The 19,765-nt window shown below is 63.9% G+C and carries 12 protein-coding genes; 4 read left to right on the top strand and 8 right to left on the bottom strand.

Annotated features, from left to right (window positions below; translation table 11 throughout):
• Window positions 1-12: 12 nt before the first annotated feature.
• Genes IPF85_RS06030 through IPF85_RS06040 form a run of 3 tightly spaced genes read right to left on the bottom strand, consistent with a single transcriptional unit; the run spans window position 13 to window position 9,149 of the window.
• Window positions 13-2,940, bottom strand: a complete 2,928-nt coding sequence (locus IPF85_RS06030) for a S8 family serine peptidase (RefSeq protein WP_343407167.1) — start codon at window positions 2,938-2,940, stop codon at window positions 13-15.
• Window positions 2,941-2,943: 3 nt separating this feature from the next.
• Entirely contained in the window at window positions 2,944-6,744 is a 3,801-nt protein-coding gene (locus IPF85_RS06035) for a WD40 repeat domain-containing protein (protein ID WP_343407168.1), read from the bottom strand.
• The gene (locus IPF85_RS06040; protein WP_343407169.1) at window positions 6,741-9,149 is read right to left on the bottom strand and encodes a CHAT domain-containing protein; all 2,409 of its coding nucleotides are present in this window, start codon (window positions 9,147-9,149) and stop codon (window positions 6,741-6,743) included. The genes IPF85_RS06035 and IPF85_RS06040 overlap by 4 nt, the downstream gene beginning before the upstream one ends.
• A gap of 300 nt (window positions 9,150-9,449) precedes the next feature.
• Here IPF85_RS06040 and eno point away from each other — a divergent pair, with 300 nt between their 5' ends.
• Window positions 9,450-10,748: a phosphopyruvate hydratase gene (gene eno, locus IPF85_RS06045; RefSeq protein WP_343407170.1), complete on the top strand. Its 1,299-nt coding sequence runs from the start codon at window positions 9,450-9,452 to the stop codon at window positions 10,746-10,748.
• A gap of 236 nt (window positions 10,749-10,984) precedes the next feature.
• Window positions 10,985-11,257 (top strand): hypothetical protein, encoded by a 273-nt coding sequence (locus IPF85_RS06050; protein WP_343407171.1) that lies wholly within the window; start codon window positions 10,985-10,987, stop codon window positions 11,255-11,257.
• A gap of 327 nt (window positions 11,258-11,584) precedes the next feature.
• Here the strand turns inward: IPF85_RS06050 and IPF85_RS06055 are convergent, their stop codons facing one another.
• Window positions 11,585-11,737, bottom strand: a complete 153-nt coding sequence (locus IPF85_RS06055; protein ID WP_343407172.1) for a hypothetical protein — start codon at window positions 11,735-11,737, stop codon at window positions 11,585-11,587.
• A gap of 145 nt (window positions 11,738-11,882) precedes the next feature.
• Here IPF85_RS06055 and IPF85_RS06060 point away from each other — a divergent pair, with 145 nt between their 5' ends.
• Window positions 11,883-14,417, top strand: coding sequence for a DUF87 domain-containing protein (locus IPF85_RS06060; protein WP_343407173.1), 2,535 nt, complete (start codon window positions 11,883-11,885; stop codon window positions 14,415-14,417).
• A gap of 737 nt (window positions 14,418-15,154) precedes the next feature.
• Here IPF85_RS06060 and IPF85_RS06065 read toward each other — a convergent pair.
• From IPF85_RS06065 to IPF85_RS06075, 3 genes are all read right to left on the bottom strand, one after another.
• Window positions 15,155-16,078, bottom strand: a complete 924-nt coding sequence (locus IPF85_RS06065) for an SUMF1/EgtB/PvdO family nonheme iron enzyme (protein WP_343407174.1) — start codon at window positions 16,076-16,078, stop codon at window positions 15,155-15,157.
• Window positions 16,072-16,725 (bottom strand): hypothetical protein, encoded by a 654-nt coding sequence (locus IPF85_RS06070; RefSeq protein WP_343407175.1) that lies wholly within the window; start codon window positions 16,723-16,725, stop codon window positions 16,072-16,074. The genes IPF85_RS06065 and IPF85_RS06070 overlap by 7 nt, the downstream gene beginning before the upstream one ends.
• A 228-nt stretch (window positions 16,726-16,953) precedes the next feature.
• On the bottom strand, window positions 16,954-18,111 hold the full coding sequence (locus tag IPF85_RS06075) for a serpin family protein (protein WP_343407176.1): 1,158 nt from the start codon (window positions 18,109-18,111) through the stop codon (window positions 16,954-16,956).
• Between the two features lie 329 nt (window positions 18,112-18,440).
• On the opposite strand from IPF85_RS06075, the gene IPF85_RS06080 reads away from it, so the two are divergent.
• Window positions 18,441-19,244, top strand: coding sequence for a DUF4397 domain-containing protein (locus IPF85_RS06080; RefSeq protein WP_343407177.1), 804 nt, complete (start codon window positions 18,441-18,443; stop codon window positions 19,242-19,244).
• 180 nt (window positions 19,245-19,424) lie between these two features.
• Here the strand turns inward: IPF85_RS06080 and IPF85_RS06085 are convergent, their stop codons facing one another.
• Window positions 19,425-19,682 (bottom strand): hypothetical protein, encoded by a 258-nt coding sequence (locus IPF85_RS06085; protein ID WP_343407178.1) that lies wholly within the window; start codon window positions 19,680-19,682, stop codon window positions 19,425-19,427.
• Between the last annotated feature and the right edge of the window lie 83 nt (window positions 19,683-19,765).

The following is a 19,765-nucleotide window of genomic DNA, read 5'->3' on the forward strand; positions in this document are numbered from 1 at the left end:
AGACCTCCTTCATCATTCATCCTTCATCATCATCGGCATCCACACCATACCCGGTGCGCTCGCTGCGGCCGTGACGGTGCGCGCCTGCCCGCTCTGATCGCTGATGGTCGCGGTCGTCAGGGCCTGGGCGCCGTGCGGCCGCACCGTGAACCAGGCCTGCCCACTGGCCCGCGGGCGCAGGTTCCCCAGGTTCCAGGTCAGCACACCGCCCTGCGGCTGCACCCCGCCCGCCGCGGCCACGAAAGTGCTGCTCGCCGGCACCGTGGCGGTCAACACGGCCGACGCCGCGCCGCCAAAACCGACCTCGTTCCAGTGCAGGTGATAGGTCACCGTGTTGGCCGCAACCACCGGCGCCGCGGTCAGCGTGTACGCGTGATCGCAGCCCCAGGAGACCCCGTTGCCACTGGCGGGCGTAAAGCGCACGGCCCGCCCCGCTTGCAGCCCGGCCGAGTTGGCATACGAGTAGAGCTGACCCACGCTGCCGGCCGCATCTTCCAGCCCCACCGTGGTGTAATCCGGCCAGCTCAACGTCTGATACTGATAGGTGACGGCGCCGGTCGGCAAATCCAGAATGATCTCGAATGTCTCCGGGTCGCCGCTGGCCCAATGCTCCACGGCCTGCCACTGCGCAATGAACGCGTTGGCCGTGGACTTGACATGTACCAGCCCCTGCGTGCCCTGCGCCGGGTTCAGGTCTTCGCCCAGCGCGGTGAGCGCGGCGTTGGGCGGGCCTTCGAAGGGAAGCATCATCTGCACGCGCGACCACCAGGCGTTCGTGAAATAGATGTAACCGTTGGAGTTGACGGTGACGGTGGTGTAGGGCGTGCCGAAGTAGGTGAACGGCTGCGCCAGGGGCAAGAATGCAGTGCTGGCGTCATCGCCCAGGTGGTAGGTGACGCCGTCGCTGGCGTCCTGCCAGTTGAAAACCGGGCCGCCGGGCTGGCGGTCGTCCAGGCAAGTGTAGTTGGGCCGCGCGCTCAGGCTGAAATCCAGGGCAACCGTCCCGCTGACCGCCGCCGATTGGGTGAGCGGGTGGAAGCCGGGGTGCTGCGCGGTGATGTCAACGGTCGCGACCGGGCCGCGGGTGGTCACCGGCACGGGCAGCGAATACATCCCGCTGGCGTCGGCAAAGACCGGCGCCGCGCTGGCTTCGTTCGCCAGCATGACCAGCGCCGGCGCCCCCTCGCCGGTGACGCTGTCGGTGACGCGGCCATGCACGACGGCCGCAGGCAAAGCGGCAAGGTCAGCGTCCACGGCCGTGGTTTGATCCTGGCTCACGGTCACATGGGCATGGAGCGCCGGCGCGTAGCCGAACGCCTTCACCTCCACGGTCCATACGCCGGCGCCGGCCACCACGCGGAAATCGCCCCCCGCGTGGGTCATCGTGGTCAGGCTCTTGCCCATGCGGCTGAAGGTGACGGTAGCGCCGGCCATGGGCAGGCCGCTGCTCGTCACCCGGCCGGCCAGGTAACCCGCCTGCCAGACAAGGTCGGCCGCGGCTTTGACATCCAGGCGGCCCCAGCCAAAGGCGTTGTTGGGTACTGCGCTGCCCGCCACGCCGCCGCAGGACTGCGTGCTGGTGCGGGGCACGGCCGTCTTGCGCAGCAGCTCTTCGATCTGCTCCACCTGTCCGGCCAGCCTCGGCTCCAACGAAATCAGGAGCGCCACCGCGCCGGCCACATGCGGCGCGGCCATCGAAGTACCGCTGTAGTTCTGATAGCCGCCGCCGGCAATGCTCGAACGCACCATCACCCCGGGCGCGGACACCTCCGGCCCGGTCCGCCCGCTGAAGGGATTGGGGCCGCGCGAGGATGAACCGGCAATGGTATCGCTGCTGTCGGTGGAACCAACGCTGAACACCAGCGGATTGTCGCCCGGCGAGCCGAGCGTGCCGCAGGCGCTGCCCATGTTGCCGGCCGAAATGCTGGAAAAGATGCCGCTGGCGCGCAGCGCGGCCAGCGCCGGCTGGAAAATCTCACTGCCGCCCGGGCCGCCCCACGACTGATTGAGCACATGCGGCCGCAGCGCGGGGTTGGCATTATTTCCGGCCAGGTCGGTGGGCGCCAGCATGAACTGCTGCGCCAGCAGCAGGGTCAGGTTGTCGGGGCAGCACCCGTACGCGGCGATCCAGGTCGCGCCGGGCGCAACGCCGATCTGATTGGCGCCGCCGTCCCAGCCCACCTCCGTGCCCATGACGTGCGTGCCATGACTACCCTCCACGGCCACAGGCGCGGGGTGTACGCCGGTCGGGTCATACCAGTTGAAATTGTGATCGAACACACCGTTGCTTACTGCGTTTTCTCCGAAAACGCTCAGGTTGCCGCGGTATTGGTTGACCAGCGCCGGATGGGTGAAATCCACGCCCGTATCCACATTGGCCGCCACCGCGCCCGCGCCATTGACCTGATAAGTCGTCCAGACCTCCGGCGCGCGAATTTTGCTCACGCCCCACTCCACCCCCGCGGGCGCCTGCGCCTGGCCCGCGGCCATTTCCACGCCCGGCGGCTCCAGCTTGCGATTGGGCACGATGCGCGCCACCTCCGGCCACGCGGCCAGCGTTTTCAGCGTCTCCGCGTCCGCGCGCACAGCAATTGCATTCACAATCCACAGCGGCTGCACCGCCTGCACATGGCCGGCCGCCTTCAGCCGCGCCAGCCGGTTCAACACACGCGGCTGCGTGCGCCCGGCCACCTCGCTCAGCGCCGCGTAAACCGCCCGCCCCCGCGCCGTCCAATCTTCGATCGTGGCCGCGCTCGTCAAATCTGCCTGCTCCCCCAACAACAAGAACACCGAGGAAAATTCCGCCCCGGCATCCCCAATCTCCGCATCGGGCGCCCCCGCACGCCCGGCCTCCAACCCGACGCCCCTTGCAGAAACCACCGCCCCCGCCATCAGCACCGCCACCACACCGATTCCAGCCAGTAGCCATTTCCCACACACTTCCTACCTCCTCACCGCCAGCTCATACAAATACTTCTGCCGCTCTTCCGCGGTCAGCTCGCGAGTCACATGGCTGGGCGCCAGGGCCAGCAGGTCGTCCAGGCTGCCGCAGACGTTGCAGTCGTAGACCTGCGCGGCGCCATCCGCGCCCGCGCTGGCGAAGTGACGACCGTCCGCGCTGAAGCTCAACCCGCGCACGCCCGCGGCATGTCCCCAAAAGGTCATCAGGGTCTGGCCGGTGCGCAGGTCCCACAGGCGCACCGTCGGGTCGCCGGTGTCGCCGCCGGTGATGGCAAAGCGGCCATCCGGGCTGAACGCGGCCGCGGTGACCGGCGCCTGGTGCCCGGCCAGCCTGAACAGGCGAAGACCGCTTGCCGCGTCCCACAGCGCCGCGGTCTGATCCTGGCTGGTGGTGAGCACGAAGCGGCCATCCGGGCTGAACAGGGCGTGCGTGACCGCGCCTTCGTGCGCCAGCGGAGCGCCCTGCGGCTGCCCGCTGCTCGCATCCCACAGGCGGGCCGTGCCATCGGCGCTGGCGGTGGCGACCAGGCGGCCGTCCGGGCTGAAAGCGGCATCATAGACCAACGCGCTGTGCCCGCTGAGGGTGCTTTGCGCCTCGCCGCGGCCCACATTCCAGATGATGGCGCTGCCGTCGGCGCCGGCCGTGACCGCACGCGTCCCGTCTGGGCTGAACGCGCCGGCCAGCACCGCGCCGCTGTGACCGCGTAGCGTTGCCATGACCTGGCCGCTGGCGACGTCCCAGAGCAGGGCGGTCTGATCGTTGCTGGTGGTGAGCGCCCGCTTGCCGTCCGCGCTGAAAACCGCGTGGTTGACCGGGCCGCTGTGCCCGCGCCAGATGACCGGTTCACCCGCGGGGTTGACCGGCCACAGACGCACGCTGCCATCTTGACCGGCGCTGAGGATCTGCTGTCCATCCGGGCTGAAGGCCGCCTGGTAGACTGCGCCCTCATGGCCGGCCAGCGTTGCCAGGCGGGCGCCGCTGAGCGCGTCCCACAGGCCGACTGTGCCGTTGGCGTTGGCGGTCACGACGCGACTGCCGTCCGGGCTGAAGACCGCGCTCCAGACCGGGTTGCACGAACCGTCGCAGCCGGGCGCGGTAGAGGGCATCTCCGCCAACACCTGCAAGGGCTGCCCGGCGTTGGCGGTCCACACGCGCACCGTGTTGTCCTGACCCGCGGTGATGACCAGGGCGCCGCTGGCCGAGAAGCGTCCGCGGTTGACCGCATCGGTATGGCCGCGCAAGGTGGCCAGGCGCTGCCAGGTGCGGGTGTTCCACAGGGCGGCCGTGCGGTCGGCGCTGCTGGTCAACAACAGGCGCTCATCAGGGCTGAGTTCCAGGGCGGTGATTCGATCCTGATGGCGCAGCTCGGCCTGCGGCTGCCCGCTGGCCACATCCCAGACGATGGCACGACCGTCGGCTGAAGCGGTGAAAAGGCGGCGGCCATCTGCGCTGAGCCTGACCACCAACACGCGGTCGGTGTGACCGCGAAATTCGCGATGGAACTCGCCGGCGGGCAGCTTCCACACGCGAGCCGTGTCATCCCCGCTTGCGGTTGCCAGCCATTGCCCGTTGGCGCTAAACGAGACATCTACGATCTCGGCATCATGGCCGGCCAGCACGGCCAGTGGCCGGCCGGAGGCTGTCTCCCACAGGCGCGCCGTGTTGTCCTGGCTGGTCGTGGCAATGACCGAGCCGTCGGGTGAAAAGACCGCATTGATGAGACCGTTGCGATGCCCTTCAAGAAAGAGGGTCATCTCCCCGGCCTGCACGTCCCACACATAGCCGGTGTGACTGCCGCTGCCAATGGCGAGCAGGGCGCCGTCCGGGCTGAAATTGACATGGTAGACCTCACCGCCGAGATTGGCGATCTCCGCGTGCAGCGCGCCGCTGGGCACGTCCCACAGACGCACGACCGCCCCGGTGCCGCCGCTGGCGAGCAGACGGCTGTCCGGGCTGAAGGCCAGATCGAGGATGCGCGGAGCGTGGCCGGTGAGCCAGGCGAGGTGACGGAAGGTGGCGGCATCCCAGATTCCGATCAACCCGTTGTAGTCCGCGGCCGCGAGATAGCGGCCGTCAGGCGAGAAAATGGCCTTGACCACGCCACGTTCATAACCCGAAAGAATCGCACGAATGGGAGAGGCGATCAGCGCCTGGCGCAGGGCATCTTCGGCCTGCAGATTGGGGTACAACTGCGCGGCAGACTGCGCCAGCAGCACGCTCAACTCGGGGTCCGTCTGCATCTGCAGGTTGGCGCTGACGGCAATGTTGCGCGACGCGGCGTCCCTGGCCGCAACAGTGGCCTGCGTCGCGATCAGGTACTGGTTGCGCGCATAGGCCGCCAGGCCCACCATGAGCAGGAGCAGGGCGAGAAGGCCCAGCGCGGTCAGGCGCAGGCTCCGGACTCGGCGGCGTTCCTGCGCCAGGCGGGCCGCGGCTTCGGCCTGCTGTTGGCGCAGGCGCTGCTCGGCCGCGGCGCGTTCGGCCAGCAGCCGCGCCGCGGCCGCGGCCTGTTCCACCGCGTGGACGAAACGCGTGCGCCAGTCCAGGATGGGCGCGGCCAGGACATCGTGAAAAATCTCGAAGCGCGAGACAGCCGCCTGATCGGGCGGCGGCGCCACCGGGCGCAAGATGCGCATACTCGAACTGGACAGTTTTTCCAGCACCGGCTCCAACTGGGCAGGCGTCAGTCCGCTGTACTCGGCCAGGTCGGGGACGCTGTGCGCAATCTTGGTGCCGGACGGCGTGACCAGATGATGAAAGATGCGTGCGGCGTGATCCTGCTCGGCGGGCGTCAGTGTGCTGATGACGGTGTCGAGATGGGTCCGTACGATGCGCTCCGCGCCGCCCAGACGCTGCAAGGTCGCCAGGCGCAGGACCGATTCGCCGGCCTGCACTTCTTCGGCCCACAGACGGCTCATCACCAACTGCAGATAGGGCGTCTCCACACGCGCCGGACCGCCGGCGCCGCTCACGGCGCCGCGGCCCGATTCTCCCACAAACACCTGGTTGGTCTGCACCTGCGCCAGCACCTCATCCACCAGGGCCGGTTCGATGGTGACGGGCTGGACTGGCGCCATAAGGCGGTTATAGGTCAGCAGCGGCTGCTCGATGGCGTCGCGGGCGGCCGCCACATCCAGGTGTTGGATGCGCAGGTAGTTCTCGAACAGGCGGGGAATGCGGCCCTTGAAGCGATCAAGCCGGGCCAGGGCATCCTCACGAATGGCAATGAGGAAGTTGACGCGCAAATCAGGATGATTGACCGCGCGCGGAAACTCCATCGCCAGGGTGCCCAGACCATCTTCCGTGGCATGGTAGAAGAGGTATTCCTCGAATTGATCGAGGATGAGCAGGAGGTCGCAGTCGAGCGCGGTGGTCCAGGCCTGCAGGGTGGGCACGAACGCGGCGGCAGAGGGCGGAGCCAGGGAGGCGACGGCCGGATGCAGAGGTCCCAAGTCGGCCTGCAGGGCGGTGTAGACGCTGTTCAGCAGGCTGGTCAGGGGGTCATCGCGCCAGGCGTTGACGATGACGACGGCGAACTCCGGGTTGCCGTGGTTGGCCAGGTCCTCGGCGGCCAGGTGACGCAGGTGATGGACGACTCCGGCGCGCAGCACGGAGCTTTTGCCCACGCCGCTGGCGCCATAGAGCAGCGTCAGGCGTGTGGCAATCAGGTTGGCCTCGATCATGTCGCGCTCACGCTGGCGGCCAAAGAAGAAGTTGGCGTCATTCTCGCTGTAGGGAATCAAGCCTTTGTAGGGCGAGAATGGCAAGGCATGATCGTTCATGAACGGCTCCCGGTTCCCCGTCCCCCGTCGTTAAAGAGGTTTTGCAGACGTTCACTCAAGCCGGCCACGAACTGCTCCAAGCTCAGGTCGAGGATGTCCACGTTGTGACGGCTCCAGAATTTTTGGCTGATGATGGCCGGTTCCGGCTCCACGGCCCAGGCATAGCCACGCTTGGGGGAGAAAACACGGTGCAAGACCGTGCGCGAGTTCCAGGCGCTCAGATCGAAGCCGAGGAAGAGAAAGTAGCTGCGTTTGAGAAAGGCGAGAAGCGGCGCCGGCGCAATGGCAGCGATGTCCATGCGCGGGATGAAGTTGATGAAATGATCCTCGGTGATGACATAGCTGTCAGCGTCGTCGTGCTGGCGGTCAATGGCGCCATGAAGCTTGAGAATGAGCATGCGCCGGGCCGCGGTCTGATCAATCGGTAGATCCAGGTACTCATTGGGCCGCTCGATCAGGATATTCTCTGTCTCGCCGCTGGGGTCGTGCAGGAAAGATCCCCGCTGATCGCCTTCCGCCACATAGGTTACGACATCGCACGGTTCGCCCGCGGCCTGCAAGGTGCGCTCCAGAACATCATCGTAGTTAAGAGTAATAATTAGTTGATGCGGATAAGCGCAGCCCTGCTTGCGCAGCGCGGCGGGCAGAGCGGCCAGCAATTGGTGTACCGGCGTTGGCGGATAGTTGGCATCGAAGATAGGGTGCAGTTCTTCATAGAGCGGGCCCACATCGCGCATGACTGCGATGACTTGCGCGACTTTGGCCAGATTTGAGCGCTCGGTCAGGGGATACCCAAAGGTGTCAGCCAGGTGCGTGGCCAGTTCATCGGCCGTAGGCAGGTATTGGCCGGTCTGCCAACCGACGCCGGGCGGCCGGCTGCACAGGTTGACGCCTGGCCCCAACACCGGCACCAGGCGTCCGGCCATCAGCGCCTTGATGATCGGACCATACACCAATTGCGTTTTCTCCGAAAACGCATGGTCGGTAGCAGCGGGCTGGCGGGCGATTGGCTCGGGTTGTTCGCTCTGCGCGATCTTCATCTTGACCGTGGCCAACAGGCCAAAGACCCCTCTGAAGTTGCCGCCCAGGTCTTGCACGCGCAGGAAATAATCGAGCGCCTGCCGCCAGCGGCCGGCGTTGTAGTGCTCCTGCCCGCTGGCAAAGGCTGCGACCATTTCCTGCTGTTTTTGCACATCACGCAAGCATTGAGCCGCTTCGGTCTGGTTTGGATCGAGTTGCAGAATCGTCTGTAATTTCTGAACGGCTGTGGGCCAGTCCCCGCCGGCCTGTGCGCCCGCGGCCTGACGCAGCAGAGTGGCGATCTGATTCTGCTGGCGCTCGGCCTGGCTCAAGGGCTGCACGTCGAACAGGCGGCCATCCGGCGCACGCATGAAAAGCACCGGCACGCCCCATTCCAGCGGGTTGCCGGTGGCAAACACGGCTTTACGCGCTTCCACCAGCGCGCTGTCCACGGCATAGCCATCAGCCAGCGCGCCGTAGAATTCCTGGCTCAGGGCCACGGCGGCCGCATCGCTGATGGCGGTCTGCATGGCGATGACGGCGGGGATGCCCTGCTGTACCAGGCTCTGCGCCACCCCGGCAAAGGCATTACCGCTGCTGCTGGCCGCGCCTTCGCACGCGTTGAGAAACACCAGCGCGGGCGGGCGGCCGCCCAACAGGGTGCCCACGGTTTGTCCGCTGACCAGCCGACTCTGGCGCGCCTCATCCTCGAAGATCAGCAGCCCCTCCTGGGTGGTTGGATCGAAAGCGCCATGACCGATGAAGTGCAGCAAATGCACATCCTGCTGGCGTAAACGGCGCTGCAGAGCGGGCAGGGTCGCCTGCTCCAACCGCTCCACCTGCAACAGGCCGCGCGCCTCCAGGGGTTCCACCGCGGCGGCCAGGTGCGCCCATTCTTGCGCGGCGTTGAGCGCGGGCGTATCGCTCGGGTTAGCGATGACCACCAGGAGGCGCAGCGGCGGTTTGACGATCGCGCGGTGTTCCGGGATAGGCAGTTCCAGGAAGCGCACCAGCGGTGTGTCTGGCGTCAGGCACAGAAATCGAGCCTGCTGTGGGTCGAAAAGATATTCCCAGGGCCAGGCGCCCAGTTCGGGCGCGTCAGCCAGGCGCAGGCGCAGGCGCAGCCCCGCGCCCTGACGCCGCGCTTCGTCCAGGCTGCGGCGGTAGCAGGCGCCAACGTCGTCCGCCAGCACGGCTTCGAACAGGCGCTGCCCCTGCACGCGGGCCGCTGCCGGCGCGGACCAATCCGCGGACGCGGCGAAATCCGGCGGCAGGGTCAACGCGCCGCTGGCCTGACCGGCCGGCGAGTTCAGCACGCGCACCCGATAGCCCGTGGCGCCGCGGTCAATCAATAAATCGAATTGCAGATACGTCGTGTCGGACATAGTATGGAATGATGAACGCTCAGAGCTGAATAGGTGGGAGCATCGCCGGATTATACAACGCGCAGAGGGCAAAGTGCAAAGCCCCCGCAGACAATCTCAATCTCAATCTTCGACTCCGACCCAAAGTCTCCGGTCTCCAGAGTGCAAAGTGATCCGAGCGCAGATCCGATCTCCGATCTCCACTATAACCTTGCACTTTTGTTACTTTCGGGGTATCATCTTCTTGTTTGCAGTCGTCGGCGGCTGGTCCGCGGTGGCGCAGCAAAGAGTAATACAAGAAGCCCACAAAGGAGACTGAACATGACTATTATCGAAGATATTTCGGCCCGTGAGATCCTGGATTCACGCGGCAACCCCACGGTTGAGGTTGAGGTGGTATTGACCGATGGCTACAGCGGCATGGCGGCGGTGCCATCCGGCGCTTCCACCGGTGTGCATGAGGCGCTGGAGTTGCGCGATGGCGATAAGTCGCGCTATGGCGGCAAAGGTGTGCTGAAGGCGGTGGAGAACATCAACGACAAGATCGCCGAGCAACTGCTGGGCTGGGACGCGCTCGACCAGGTGGGGATTGACAACTTCCTCATCGGCCTGGACGGCACGCCCACCAAGCGCAACCTGGGCGCCAATGCCATCCTGGGTGTTTCACTGGCCGTGGCCAAGGCGGCCGCGGCGGCTGTCGGCCTGCCGCTCTACCGCTACCTGGGCGGCGTCAGTGCGCGCACCCTGCCGGTACCGATGATGAACATCCTCAACGGCGGCAAGCATGCGGTCAACTCCACCGATTTTCAGGAGTTCATGGTGATGCCGGTGGGCGCGCCGACCTTCCGCGAGGGCCTGCGCTGGGGCGCGGAGACCTACGCGGCGCTGAAGAAGGTGCTGACCAAGAAGGGCTTCGGCACCAATGTGGGCGACGAGGGCGGTTTTGCGCCGTCGCTCGGCTCCAATGCCGAGGCTATCGAGGTGATCTTGCAGGCCATCGAGGCCGCCGGTTACAAGCCGGGTGTGGACATCTGGATTGCCCTGGATCCGGCTGCGAGTGAGATTTATGACGCGGAGCGCAAAGTCTATGTCCTGGCCAAGGAAGGCCGCGAGATGACCAGCGAGGCGATGGTAGAGTTCTACGTGGGCTGGGCAAATCAGTACCCGATCATCTCGCTGGAAGATGGCCTGGCCGAGGATGATTGGGAAGGCTGGCAGCATCTGAATGCCAAATTGGGCCACAGACTGCAGATCGTAGGCGATGACCTGCTGGTGACGAACGTGGAGCGCATCGAGCGTGCCATTGCCGAGAAATCGTGCAACTCCCTGCTGTGCAAGGTCAATCAGATCGGCACACTGACCGAGTCCATCGCCGCGGTGGACATGAGCCATCGCGCCGGCTGGACCGTCGTCACCTCGCACCGCTCCGGCGAGACCGAGGACTCGACGATTGCCGACCTGGTTGTGGGCCTGAACTGCGGCCAGATCAAGACCGGCGCGCCGGCCCGTTCGGACCGCGTGGCGAAGTATAATCAACTGCTGCGCATCGAAGAGCAACTGGGCGACGCCGCGGTTTACCCCGGCCTCAAGGCGTTCCGTCAGAAGCACCAGGACAGTTAGGTGTAAGTGATCCGCTGGTTCGTAGTGGCGACTTCAGTCGCTCTGGCCGCAGAAACGGCTAAAGCCGTCACTACGAACTATTGAGCACACGGGGACACAAAAGCCAGGATGCGACCACGTCATGTTCGGGAAGAATACAGATTTGACAGACTAGAACACTTGTGCTATTCTTGGTTCATGTCTCAGCCGATAGGTGAGGCTCAGGAAGACCGGTGACTATGGAGGAGGAAACGATCATGTTGGCATCTTTTGGGGCCATTTTGGCGCTTGTCACTCTGATTTTGGGCGGTATCGTATTGACCCTGACCTCCCAGGGCCGCGCGTGGCTGGGGCGCCTCTTCCTGCGTGTGACGCTGAACCTGTTGCGCGTCAGCCCGCGGCTGATGGGCAGTCACCCCATTGCCACACGGCGTCTGCACAACGCCAGCAGCGAAGTGGCCTGGGCCTTGCAAGCGATCCCCTCACGCCCCATGCGTCATCGTCGCAGCCCGGCTGCCCGGCTCGGCTAAAATCAATTCAAAGATCTATGCTGCAAGCGGGAATAGACTTCACTTTTCCGCCTAAGGAAACAGGCGCAAATCGTGCCTGCTTGCAGTAGCCTGGGCAAAGAGCGAGAAATTGCTCCTTGACCGATTCTAAAAAACGTCGGCGGCCAGATTGCCTGGTCGGCGGCGTTTTTTGTTGTCGGTACGCCGGAAAGGATAATCCTGGCTTCTACTGTTATCGCCAGCGCCGATCCGCTGACGCCCAGCGGGCTTGCGTTACGGCCGTTCATGATGACAATCCGCGTCACTTGTGCTAAAATGACCTCAACGAGGAACCTGGGCATGGACACATCAACCTATCCTGCCGACGACATGGCGCGGTACGTTGCGGTTTGTCGGCGCAGCCAGCAGCAGTTGGCAGCCCATCACGCATGCCTCGCCCGCCAAGCGCGCGCAGAGGCCGACCGTTTGGCCGATCATCTGCGCCAGCAGTACAGCATGCATCGCGTGATCCTGTTCGGCTCCCTGGTGCGCGGCGGCTTCGTAGAGGGATCCGACTGGAGAACGCGCAGACTTCATCTGACTCTTAACCTTGGATGCGTAGACTGTGTTGATTGCCCCTGAACTCAAAAGACAAGGAGATGGCACTATGCAGGATTTCGAAAAACTCGGTGTGTTCTACCTGGGACGCGAGTATGACCTGGCCCGCAAAGCGGCGGAGGATAGCCCCATCCTCTACGACTCTAAAGACCTGGTTACCCACGCGGTCTGTGTCGGCATGACCGGTTCGGGCAAGACCGGCCTCTGTATCAGCCTGATCGAAGAAGCCGCGATTGACGGCATCCCATCCATCTTGATTGACCCCAAGGGCGACCTGAGCAACCTGTTCCTGACTTTCCCGCAACTGCGCGGCGAGGACTTCCTGCCCTGGATCAACGCCGAAGATGCCGCCAAGAAGGGCCTGTCGCCTGAAGACTACGCCAATCAGCAGGCCGCCACCTGGAAAAAAGGCCTGGGCGATTGGGGCGAGGACGGCGGCCGCATCCAGCGCCTGCGCGATGCCGCGGAGTTCGCCATCTACACCCCGGGCAGCAACGCCGGCATGCCGGTGTCTATCCTCAAATCGTTCGCGGTGCCGCCGTTCGAGATCCTGGACGATGGTGAGATGCTGCAAGAGCGCATCAACACCACCGTCACCAGCCTGCTGGGCATGGTGGGCATCAGCGCCGACCCGCTGACCAGTCGCGAGCACATCCTGGTCTCCACCATCATCGCCCGGACCTGGCTCGATGGTCACGATCTCGATCTGGCTTCGCTCATCCAGGCGATTCAGACTCCGCCCATGACCCGCATCGGCGTGCTCGATCTGGAGGCATTCTACCCGGCCAGAGATCGTTTCAACCTGGTGCTTGCGCTCAACAATCTGGTGGCCTCGCCCGGCTTTGCCACCTGGATGGAAGGCGTACCCCTGGACATCGGTCAAATCCTCTACACGCCCAAGGGCAAACCCCGCGTCGCCATCTTCTCGATTGCCCATCTCGGCGACGCCGAGCGCATGTTTTTCGTCTCCCTGTTGCTCAACCAGTTCCTCGGTTGGATGCGCACCCAGTCGGGCACTACCAGCCTGCGCGCGCTGGTCTACATGGATGAGATTTTTGGCTATTTCCCGCCCGTTGCCAACCCGCCCTCCAAGCTGCCGCTGTTGACCCTGCTCAAGCAGGCGCGCGCGTTTGGCGTGGGCATCGTCCTGGCCACGCAGAACCCGGTTGACCTGGATTACAAGGGCCTGAGCAATACCGGCACCTGGTTCATTGGCCGCCTGCAGACCGAGCGCGACAAGGCGCGCGTGATGGACGGCCTGGAGGGCGCGGTCACCGCGGCCGGCGCCAGTTTCGACCGCTCCCGCATGGAGCAGATCATCTCAGGTCTGGGCAATCGCGTCTTCCTGATGAACAACACGCACGAGGATGAGCCGGTGGTCTTCACCACGCGCTGGGCCATGTCCTACCTGCGCGGGCCGTTGACACGCAGCCAGATCAAGATATTGATGGATCCGTACAAGGCGCGCCTGCCCATTGCCGCGCCCGCGGCGGCGACCAGAACCAGGCCTGCGCCGGCGGCGGCGGTGACTGGGGCGCCTGACGACGCCGCACCGCCGTCCACATCTTTTGATGAGGATGCCCCGGCTGCCGTGGTCCTGGGCAAAGCGCCGGCCAGGGCCACACCAGGCGCCCAGGCCGCCGGCCTGCAACCCACCCTACCGCCAGATGTCAGCCAGTTCTTCATTCCTGTGCGCGGCAGCGGCGGCATGTTGGTCTATCAGCCCGTGCTCGTGGGCGCCGCCAAGATTCGCTATGCCGATGCGCGGTCGAAAATTGATACCGCAGACAGCACCATTGTGGTGACCGCCATCAGCGACGCGGCGGTGCCGGTCAACTGGGATGAGAGCGTCGCACCAGAGTGGAGCCTGAAGGATGTGGAGAAGAAGCCATCCAAGCCCGGCCAGTTTGCTGACCTGCCGGTGGCGGCCGGCCGCGCGAAGAGTTACGTGTCATGGAGCCGTGATTTTGTAGATTGGGTCTACAGCACGCGCCGGTTGGAGCTTTTCCGCAGTCCCGGCACCGGCGCCATTTCCAACCCCGGTGAAAGCGAGCGCGACTTCCGCGTGCGCCTGAGCCAGGTGGTGCATGAGCAGCGCGATGAGGCAACCGACACCCTGCGCAGGAAATACGCGCCGAAGCGCGCCGCGCTCGTGGAGAAGCTTCGCCGCGCGCAGCAGGCGGAGGATCGCGAACAGAACCAGGCCAGCCAGGCCAAGATGCAGACCGCCATTTCGGTCGGCGCCACGATCCTCGGCGCCTTCCTGGGACGCAAGACGGTCAGCAGCTCAACCGTGGGCAAGGCCACAACGGCCGCGCGCGGGGTGGGCCGCGCCATGCAGCAGGGCGATGACGTGACGCGTGCGCAGGAGAATGTACGCGTGCTGCAGCAGCAGTTGGAAGACCTGGACGCCGAATTGGAGTCGGACATCAAGGCGTTGGCAGCCAGGAACGATCCAGCCATCGAGGACATGGACACGCTGGTGCTCAAACCCAAGAAGAGCGATATTGCGGTCCAGCTCGTTTCACTCGTATGGACGCCTTACTGGCAGAACGCCAATGGGATGCTAACCCCGGCGTGGTAGGCTGACCCAGGCGCACAACTTCCGCATCAACCGGCAGACCCTCGCCGTCGAACGGATTTGAGGGGGAGAAGTTTCAACGCAGGGATGCCAGAACGCAAAGCATATTCGGGAGAGCGTTGCTCATTCACGGGTGGCTCAGCCCGTGAATTCGCTCTGCCCCGAATCTCGCGCCTCGAGCCGTCACACCCAACACCACCGAATGAATTCGGTGTCTGATACGTCAAACCCGCTCAAGCGGGTTGCGTTGGTGGGAACCCGTCGTGACAGGTTCTGGTGGTTGAGGCCGTGAATTCGCTCTCCGCGAGTTTTGCGAATTCAGCCGTCATACCCAACACCACCGAATGAATTCGGTGTCTGATACGTCAAACCCGCTCAAGCGGGTTGCGTTGGTTGCGTTGGTGGGAACCCGTCGTGACAGGTTCTGGTGGTTGAGGCCGTGAATTCGTTCTCCGCGAGTTTGCGAATTCAGCCGTCATACCCAACACCAACCCCCGCATCCAGCAGGTTGGGGTTTCGGTGGTATCAGACCGGTGAATTCATTCACCGGGAGTGGGAATTGTATCAGACCGTGAACGCTGCGATGTGTACGTACCCCTGCGAGGGTTGGCAGCCGGCCAATCACCCAACCTTGCGCAGGCCCGCCGGGTAAGGGGCCTTCGCCGCCGAGAACGATCTCGGCTTGCCCGGCGATTCGAGCGGCAGCCAGCCTGCGCAAGGGGAGTCAGAGGCCAGAGTCATCATGGGGACACCACCACCCGAAAACCGCCAAGGTTGTCCCAGTAATCCGGGTAGTACCAGCTGCGCCGGGCGCACCGAACGCGGATTCTATTGACATAATAAGAACCTCCTCGTATGATCCGCAGATCAGAAAACCCGGCCGCCAGGTTCTCGCGGCCATCCGATGCCACATACGGATAGCCGTAACTGGACTTTTGGTAGTCGGATCCCCACAGGCTACGCGTCCATTCCCACACGTTGCCGCTCAGCTCCTCCACCCCGTACACACTCGCGCCGCCCGCAAAACAGCCCACCGCGCTCGTCGTCCCGATCCCGCTCTCGTCGTAGTTTGCCCGGTTGGCGTCCGGCTCGTTCCCCCACGGGTAGCGCTGCCGTTCCTGCAGATTGGGATGCATCGTCGGCGCCCTCTCGTCGGTCAGCCCTTCTGTAACCAACCGCAGCAACTTTTGCGCCGGCATCTCCACTCCGCCCCGCGCCGCCTTCTCCCACTCCGGTTCGTTGGGCAGACGCACGCGCCACCCGGCCGGGATCTGTCCCGTCAGCCATTCCTGCAGCCAGCGCGTGTACGCCAGCCCCTCGTACCAGCTCACCTCGACGACCGGATGGTTGGGGAGAGTGTACGGTTCGCCCACATCGCGCGGCTTCTGGCGCCGCTCGTTGTCTCGCCAGCCCTTGTACCCGTCCGAATTCCAGTATTTCGCCGCCCTGGCCTCGCGCCAGTAACGCGCCTCGCGGTAACCGCCCGCGGCCGCAAACTCCCCGAACTGGGCGTTCGTCACCGGGTAGCGGCCGATCCAGTAGCCGTAAGGGATTTCCAGCCGGTGCGGCTGCTCGTCCCTCTCCGCATCCGGATCGTCCCGGCTTCCCATCCAAAACGGCCCGGCCGGGACATAGCAGAACTCCATGGCCGCGCTGGTCAGCACCTCATCCCGCGGGTCGCCCAGCCGCGCCAGGCCGCGCCGGCCTCGGCTCGCTCGCGGGGCGTCAAGGCATCATGTCGCATACCAATCTGCAGCCAGCGCTGCACACGTTGTTGCACAGCCTGGCCCACCGGTTCTCGCTGCACGCCCACCAGGCCAATTTCCAGCAGCGCCATGGCGGCAAGCGGCGCCGCCGGCCAGTTTGCCGGCGCTGCCGACCGCGGCGCGTCCGGTTCGAAGGGGCAGAGCGCGTTGACGGCGTTGAGCGCCTGACCCAACAGATTGATGCGGGCAGAATAGCCGGCTGCCAGCAGAAAAACCTCGCGCCAGCGGTCTGGCTCTGCACGGACCAGCCGCGCCGCCTCGCTCGCATAATCGGGCAGGCTGGCCAGGTGACACGCGGCCAGAAATTCCTGGAAGGTGCGATGTGGAAAGGTGTAGGCTTCGGTCTTGTGGCGGATGAGCAGACCGGCCCGCTCACGAATGTAATCAATGAACACGCCGGCCTTGTTCCAGTCGTTGTTCAAGAATTGCACCGCCTCGGTGTACAGTTGGGTGCGGTCTTCGGGCAACTGCCCGGTGAAGGCGTGCAGCTGCGCCATGATCGTCAAGAGCAGAGGACGTTCGGCCAGGACACCGTGCGCAGGCAATCATACCGCAAGCGGACGCCGCGGTCAATCCCCCGCCGCGCCAGATTTTGCCACGAATTGCACGAATTGACACGAAGGCAGAAGCTGAAATTCGTGCAAATTAGTGAAATTCGTGGCAGAGAAAGCCGGGCGGACTTTTGCCACGAATTGCACGAATTGACACGAAAAGATCCTGAAATTCGTGCAAATTAGTGAAATTCGTGGCAGAGAAAGGCGTGATCCACGGTTCTACTCCGCGCCGCTGGGATCCACCACGCGGCCGCAAAACAGAATGCTGCGCGTGGCGTGGTCCATGATGAGAAAGACGAAGGGATGATCGGCGCGGAAGACCGGCGGCGGCTCTGACACACAGCGAAAGTTCATGACAACGGCTGTGGCCGCGGCCGCCTCCGTACCCTCCTCGTTCACCTGCACCCAGGCCTTCTGCACCGCTGCGGCGATGTAGAGCCAGCGTGGGATGCCGTCCATGCCGGAAAAGTCGGCGATCATATCGTCGAACGCGTCGGTCATGCCCAACGCTTGCAGGGTGGCGTCCAGCCTGAGGGTGCTGGAGATCTTGAACCGCGGCAGGAAGACCTGCACCTCTCGCTCTTGCAGACCCAACAGCCAGTGATCCAGGCGTTCCGCGGTGAACAGCGCGTCGAGACCGGCCAGCCCCTTTTCCCTGGCAGGCAAGAGCACGACCATCGAAAGAGCGTCGTCGGCGTAGGGCAGGCTCAAGACCTGGATGTCGTCAACCTCTGCATACGGCAGGCGGCAGGTCTGCTGCATGAGCGGCGCGGTGACGTGCTCACTGGCCGTCAGCCAGAAGCGCGCCTCGGCCGTGTGCGCCGGATCGAACTGGTAGAGCCAGGTTCCCTTGAAGTAAATGGCGTTGACCAGCACCAGGCGCGTCAATTCGTCGAGAATGCCGGGTTCCAACAGGTCTTTGATTTTGCCGGCGGTGTGCTGCTCGGCCCAGGTGTTGATTGCCTGGCGCGCCGCTTCGGTCGCTGTGGCATAATCCACGGGCGTGATGCTGACGCCGTAGAACCGCTGCAGCAGCGCCAGGAATTCTGGCAGGAACGGGTAGCCGATCTGCGGCCAGATGGAGTTCGCCAGCGCCAACTGCACCTGGCCGGGTCGTTGGGCCGCGGCCAGGCTGGCCTGCAGTTGGGCAAAAGCGGCGTGAAGCGCCTCGTCGTCCAGGTCGAAGTGCAGAGTCTGGGCCATTTGGCCGGCCGTGTTGCCGCGCGCGCCGGCGAAGGTCATCGCCAGCGCGCTGGACAACGAAAACGGAGAACAAAAAAGATTGCCCTGGGCCTTGCTGAGCTGCCGGTAGAGATCAACGGCAAAGCCGTTGTTCCCCGCCACGAGCCGGGTCAGGGATGTTCGATCAGGTTTCATAGCAACAACCCTCCTGTTTGCTGGCGCATACTGCGAACCAACATTTCGCGACTGCACCGCCGCGGACCAACCGCCGGCGACTGCAAGCAATTTCATGGTACCCCGAAAGCGGCAAAAGTGCAAGGTCTTGTGGGCGTCATCCCCGTCACAACCCTTGAATGCACAAACTCGGAGCCTCTCAAGGGTAGGTTTTCTGAGCTGAGATTGTAATGACGAACACTGTGCAAACGACAAGAGATGTATAAACTTTGCATCATGTTAGTAAATGGTTTGTTTAATGTAAAAACAAACTATCAATGTTTCAGACGAGTTTCAAGGAGATTACAGTGATGAAGTTCGGTCGTCTTTTCAAGAGCACAGTGTTGCTTGTGATGGTTGCCGCCCTGATGGTTTCTGCGCTCAGCGCGTATGCTGCAGGCCCACGGGTCCGTGTTGTTCATGCTTCACCGGATGCACCGGCTGTTGATGTGTGGGTAGATGGGGCTAAGGCTTTCACCAATGCACCGTTCAAGGGCATTACGCAGTACGCCGGTCTGACCGCGGGCGAGCACAAGGTGCAGGTTGTTCCCACAGGCCAGACTGAACCGGCCGTGATTTCCGCTACATTGACCCTGGACAACGACAAGGATTACACCGTTGTCGCCGTTGGTAAGCTCGCCAACATCGAGCCGCTGGTTCTGGTTGATAACAACAGCGCCCCGGCCGCTGGCAAGGCTCACGTGCGCTTCGTCCATGCGTCTCCTGACGCTCCGGCCGTTGATATTGCCGTCAAGGGTGGGCCAGTGATCTTCAGCAACGTGGCTTTCAAGGGTGTAGGCGACTACACGCCGGTGGATGCCGGCACGTATGACCTGGAAGTGCGCCTGGCCGGCACTGAGACTGTAGCTCTGTCCGTTCCTGGCGTCAAGCTGGACGATGGCTCGGTTTACACCGTCTTCGCGATGGGTCTGGCTGGCGGTGAGCCGGCGCTGGTAGCGGTTCCGAGTGTGGATTCAACCCATGCGAGCGCCGCTGCGCCGACAACCCTGCCCACGACTGGCGGCGAGAACATCATGCTGTTGGCCCTGTTGGCTGGCGCTGCTCTCCTGATGATGGGCGGCGGTGTGCGTATGGCCGCTAAGCGCAACCGCTAAAACCAACTGCTCCCCTGATGATCGTGAAAAAGGCCGGTGTTGAACACCGGCCTTTTTTGATATACTCATCCCAATCACCGGAACAAAGGGGGGCGAGTTGGCAGCTCGTTTCACTCGTATGGGCGCCTTACTGACAGAACGCCAATGGGACGCTAAGGGCTAACCCCGGCGTGGTGAAACTCAACGCGCCGACCGCGCCCCGCGCAGCAGCCATACGCCGAGCCAAATTTGAGCCACGGCGAAGATCGCCACAAACAGAATTAGCCCCAACGACACGACATCGAAAAGACCGGTGCGTTGGAAAAAAATAAAACTCAGGACGGTGAGGATGGCAAATGCGCCGCCGGTGCCGATGAAGATGCAGCCAAAGCCGTTGGGCTGCCGTTCTTCCCAGGGCGCTACGCCCATCGCCTGGTCTTGGTCGTCTGGAGATTGCATGGTTCGCCTCATTCGTAAATTCCAATACTCCAGCCATTGTACACCGGCGGGAGATGCTGTCAATTGGAGACCGGAGACCGGAG

It is taken from the genome of Candidatus Amarolinea dominans (assembly GCF_016704685.1).
In the GTDB taxonomy this organism is placed as follows: domain Bacteria; phylum Chloroflexota; class Anaerolineae; order SSC4; family Amarolineaceae; genus Amarolinea; species Amarolinea dominans.

Bases quoted from the DNA above. Each gene is read 5' to 3' on its own strand.
- IPF85_RS06035 (WP_343407168.1), bottom strand. From the start codon at position 6,744: ATGAACGATCATGCCTTGCCATTCTCGCCCTACAAAGGCTTGATTCCC.
- IPF85_RS06040 (WP_343407169.1), bottom strand. From the start codon at position 9,149: ATGTCCGACACGACGTATCTGCAATTCGATTTATTGATTGACCGCGGC.
- eno (WP_343407170.1), top strand. From the start codon at position 9,450: ATGACTATTATCGAAGATATTTCGGCCCGTGAGATCCTGGATTCACGC.
- IPF85_RS06050 (WP_343407171.1), top strand. From the start codon at position 10,985: ATGTTGGCATCTTTTGGGGCCATTTTGGCGCTTGTCACTCTGATTTTG.
- IPF85_RS06055 (WP_343407172.1), bottom strand. From the start codon at position 11,737: ATGCATGCTGTACTGCTGGCGCAGATGATCGGCCAAACGGTCGGCCTC.
- IPF85_RS06060 (WP_343407173.1), top strand. From the start codon at position 11,883: ATGCAGGATTTCGAAAAACTCGGTGTGTTCTACCTGGGACGCGAGTAT.
- IPF85_RS06075 (WP_343407176.1), bottom strand. From the start codon at position 18,111: ATGAAACCTGATCGAACATCCCTGACCCGGCTCGTGGCGGGGAACAAC.
- IPF85_RS06080 (WP_343407177.1), top strand. From the start codon at position 18,441: ATGAAGTTCGGTCGTCTTTTCAAGAGCACAGTGTTGCTTGTGATGGTT.
- IPF85_RS06085 (WP_343407178.1), bottom strand. From the start codon at position 19,682: ATGCAATCTCCAGACGACCAAGACCAGGCGATGGGCGTAGCGCCCTGG.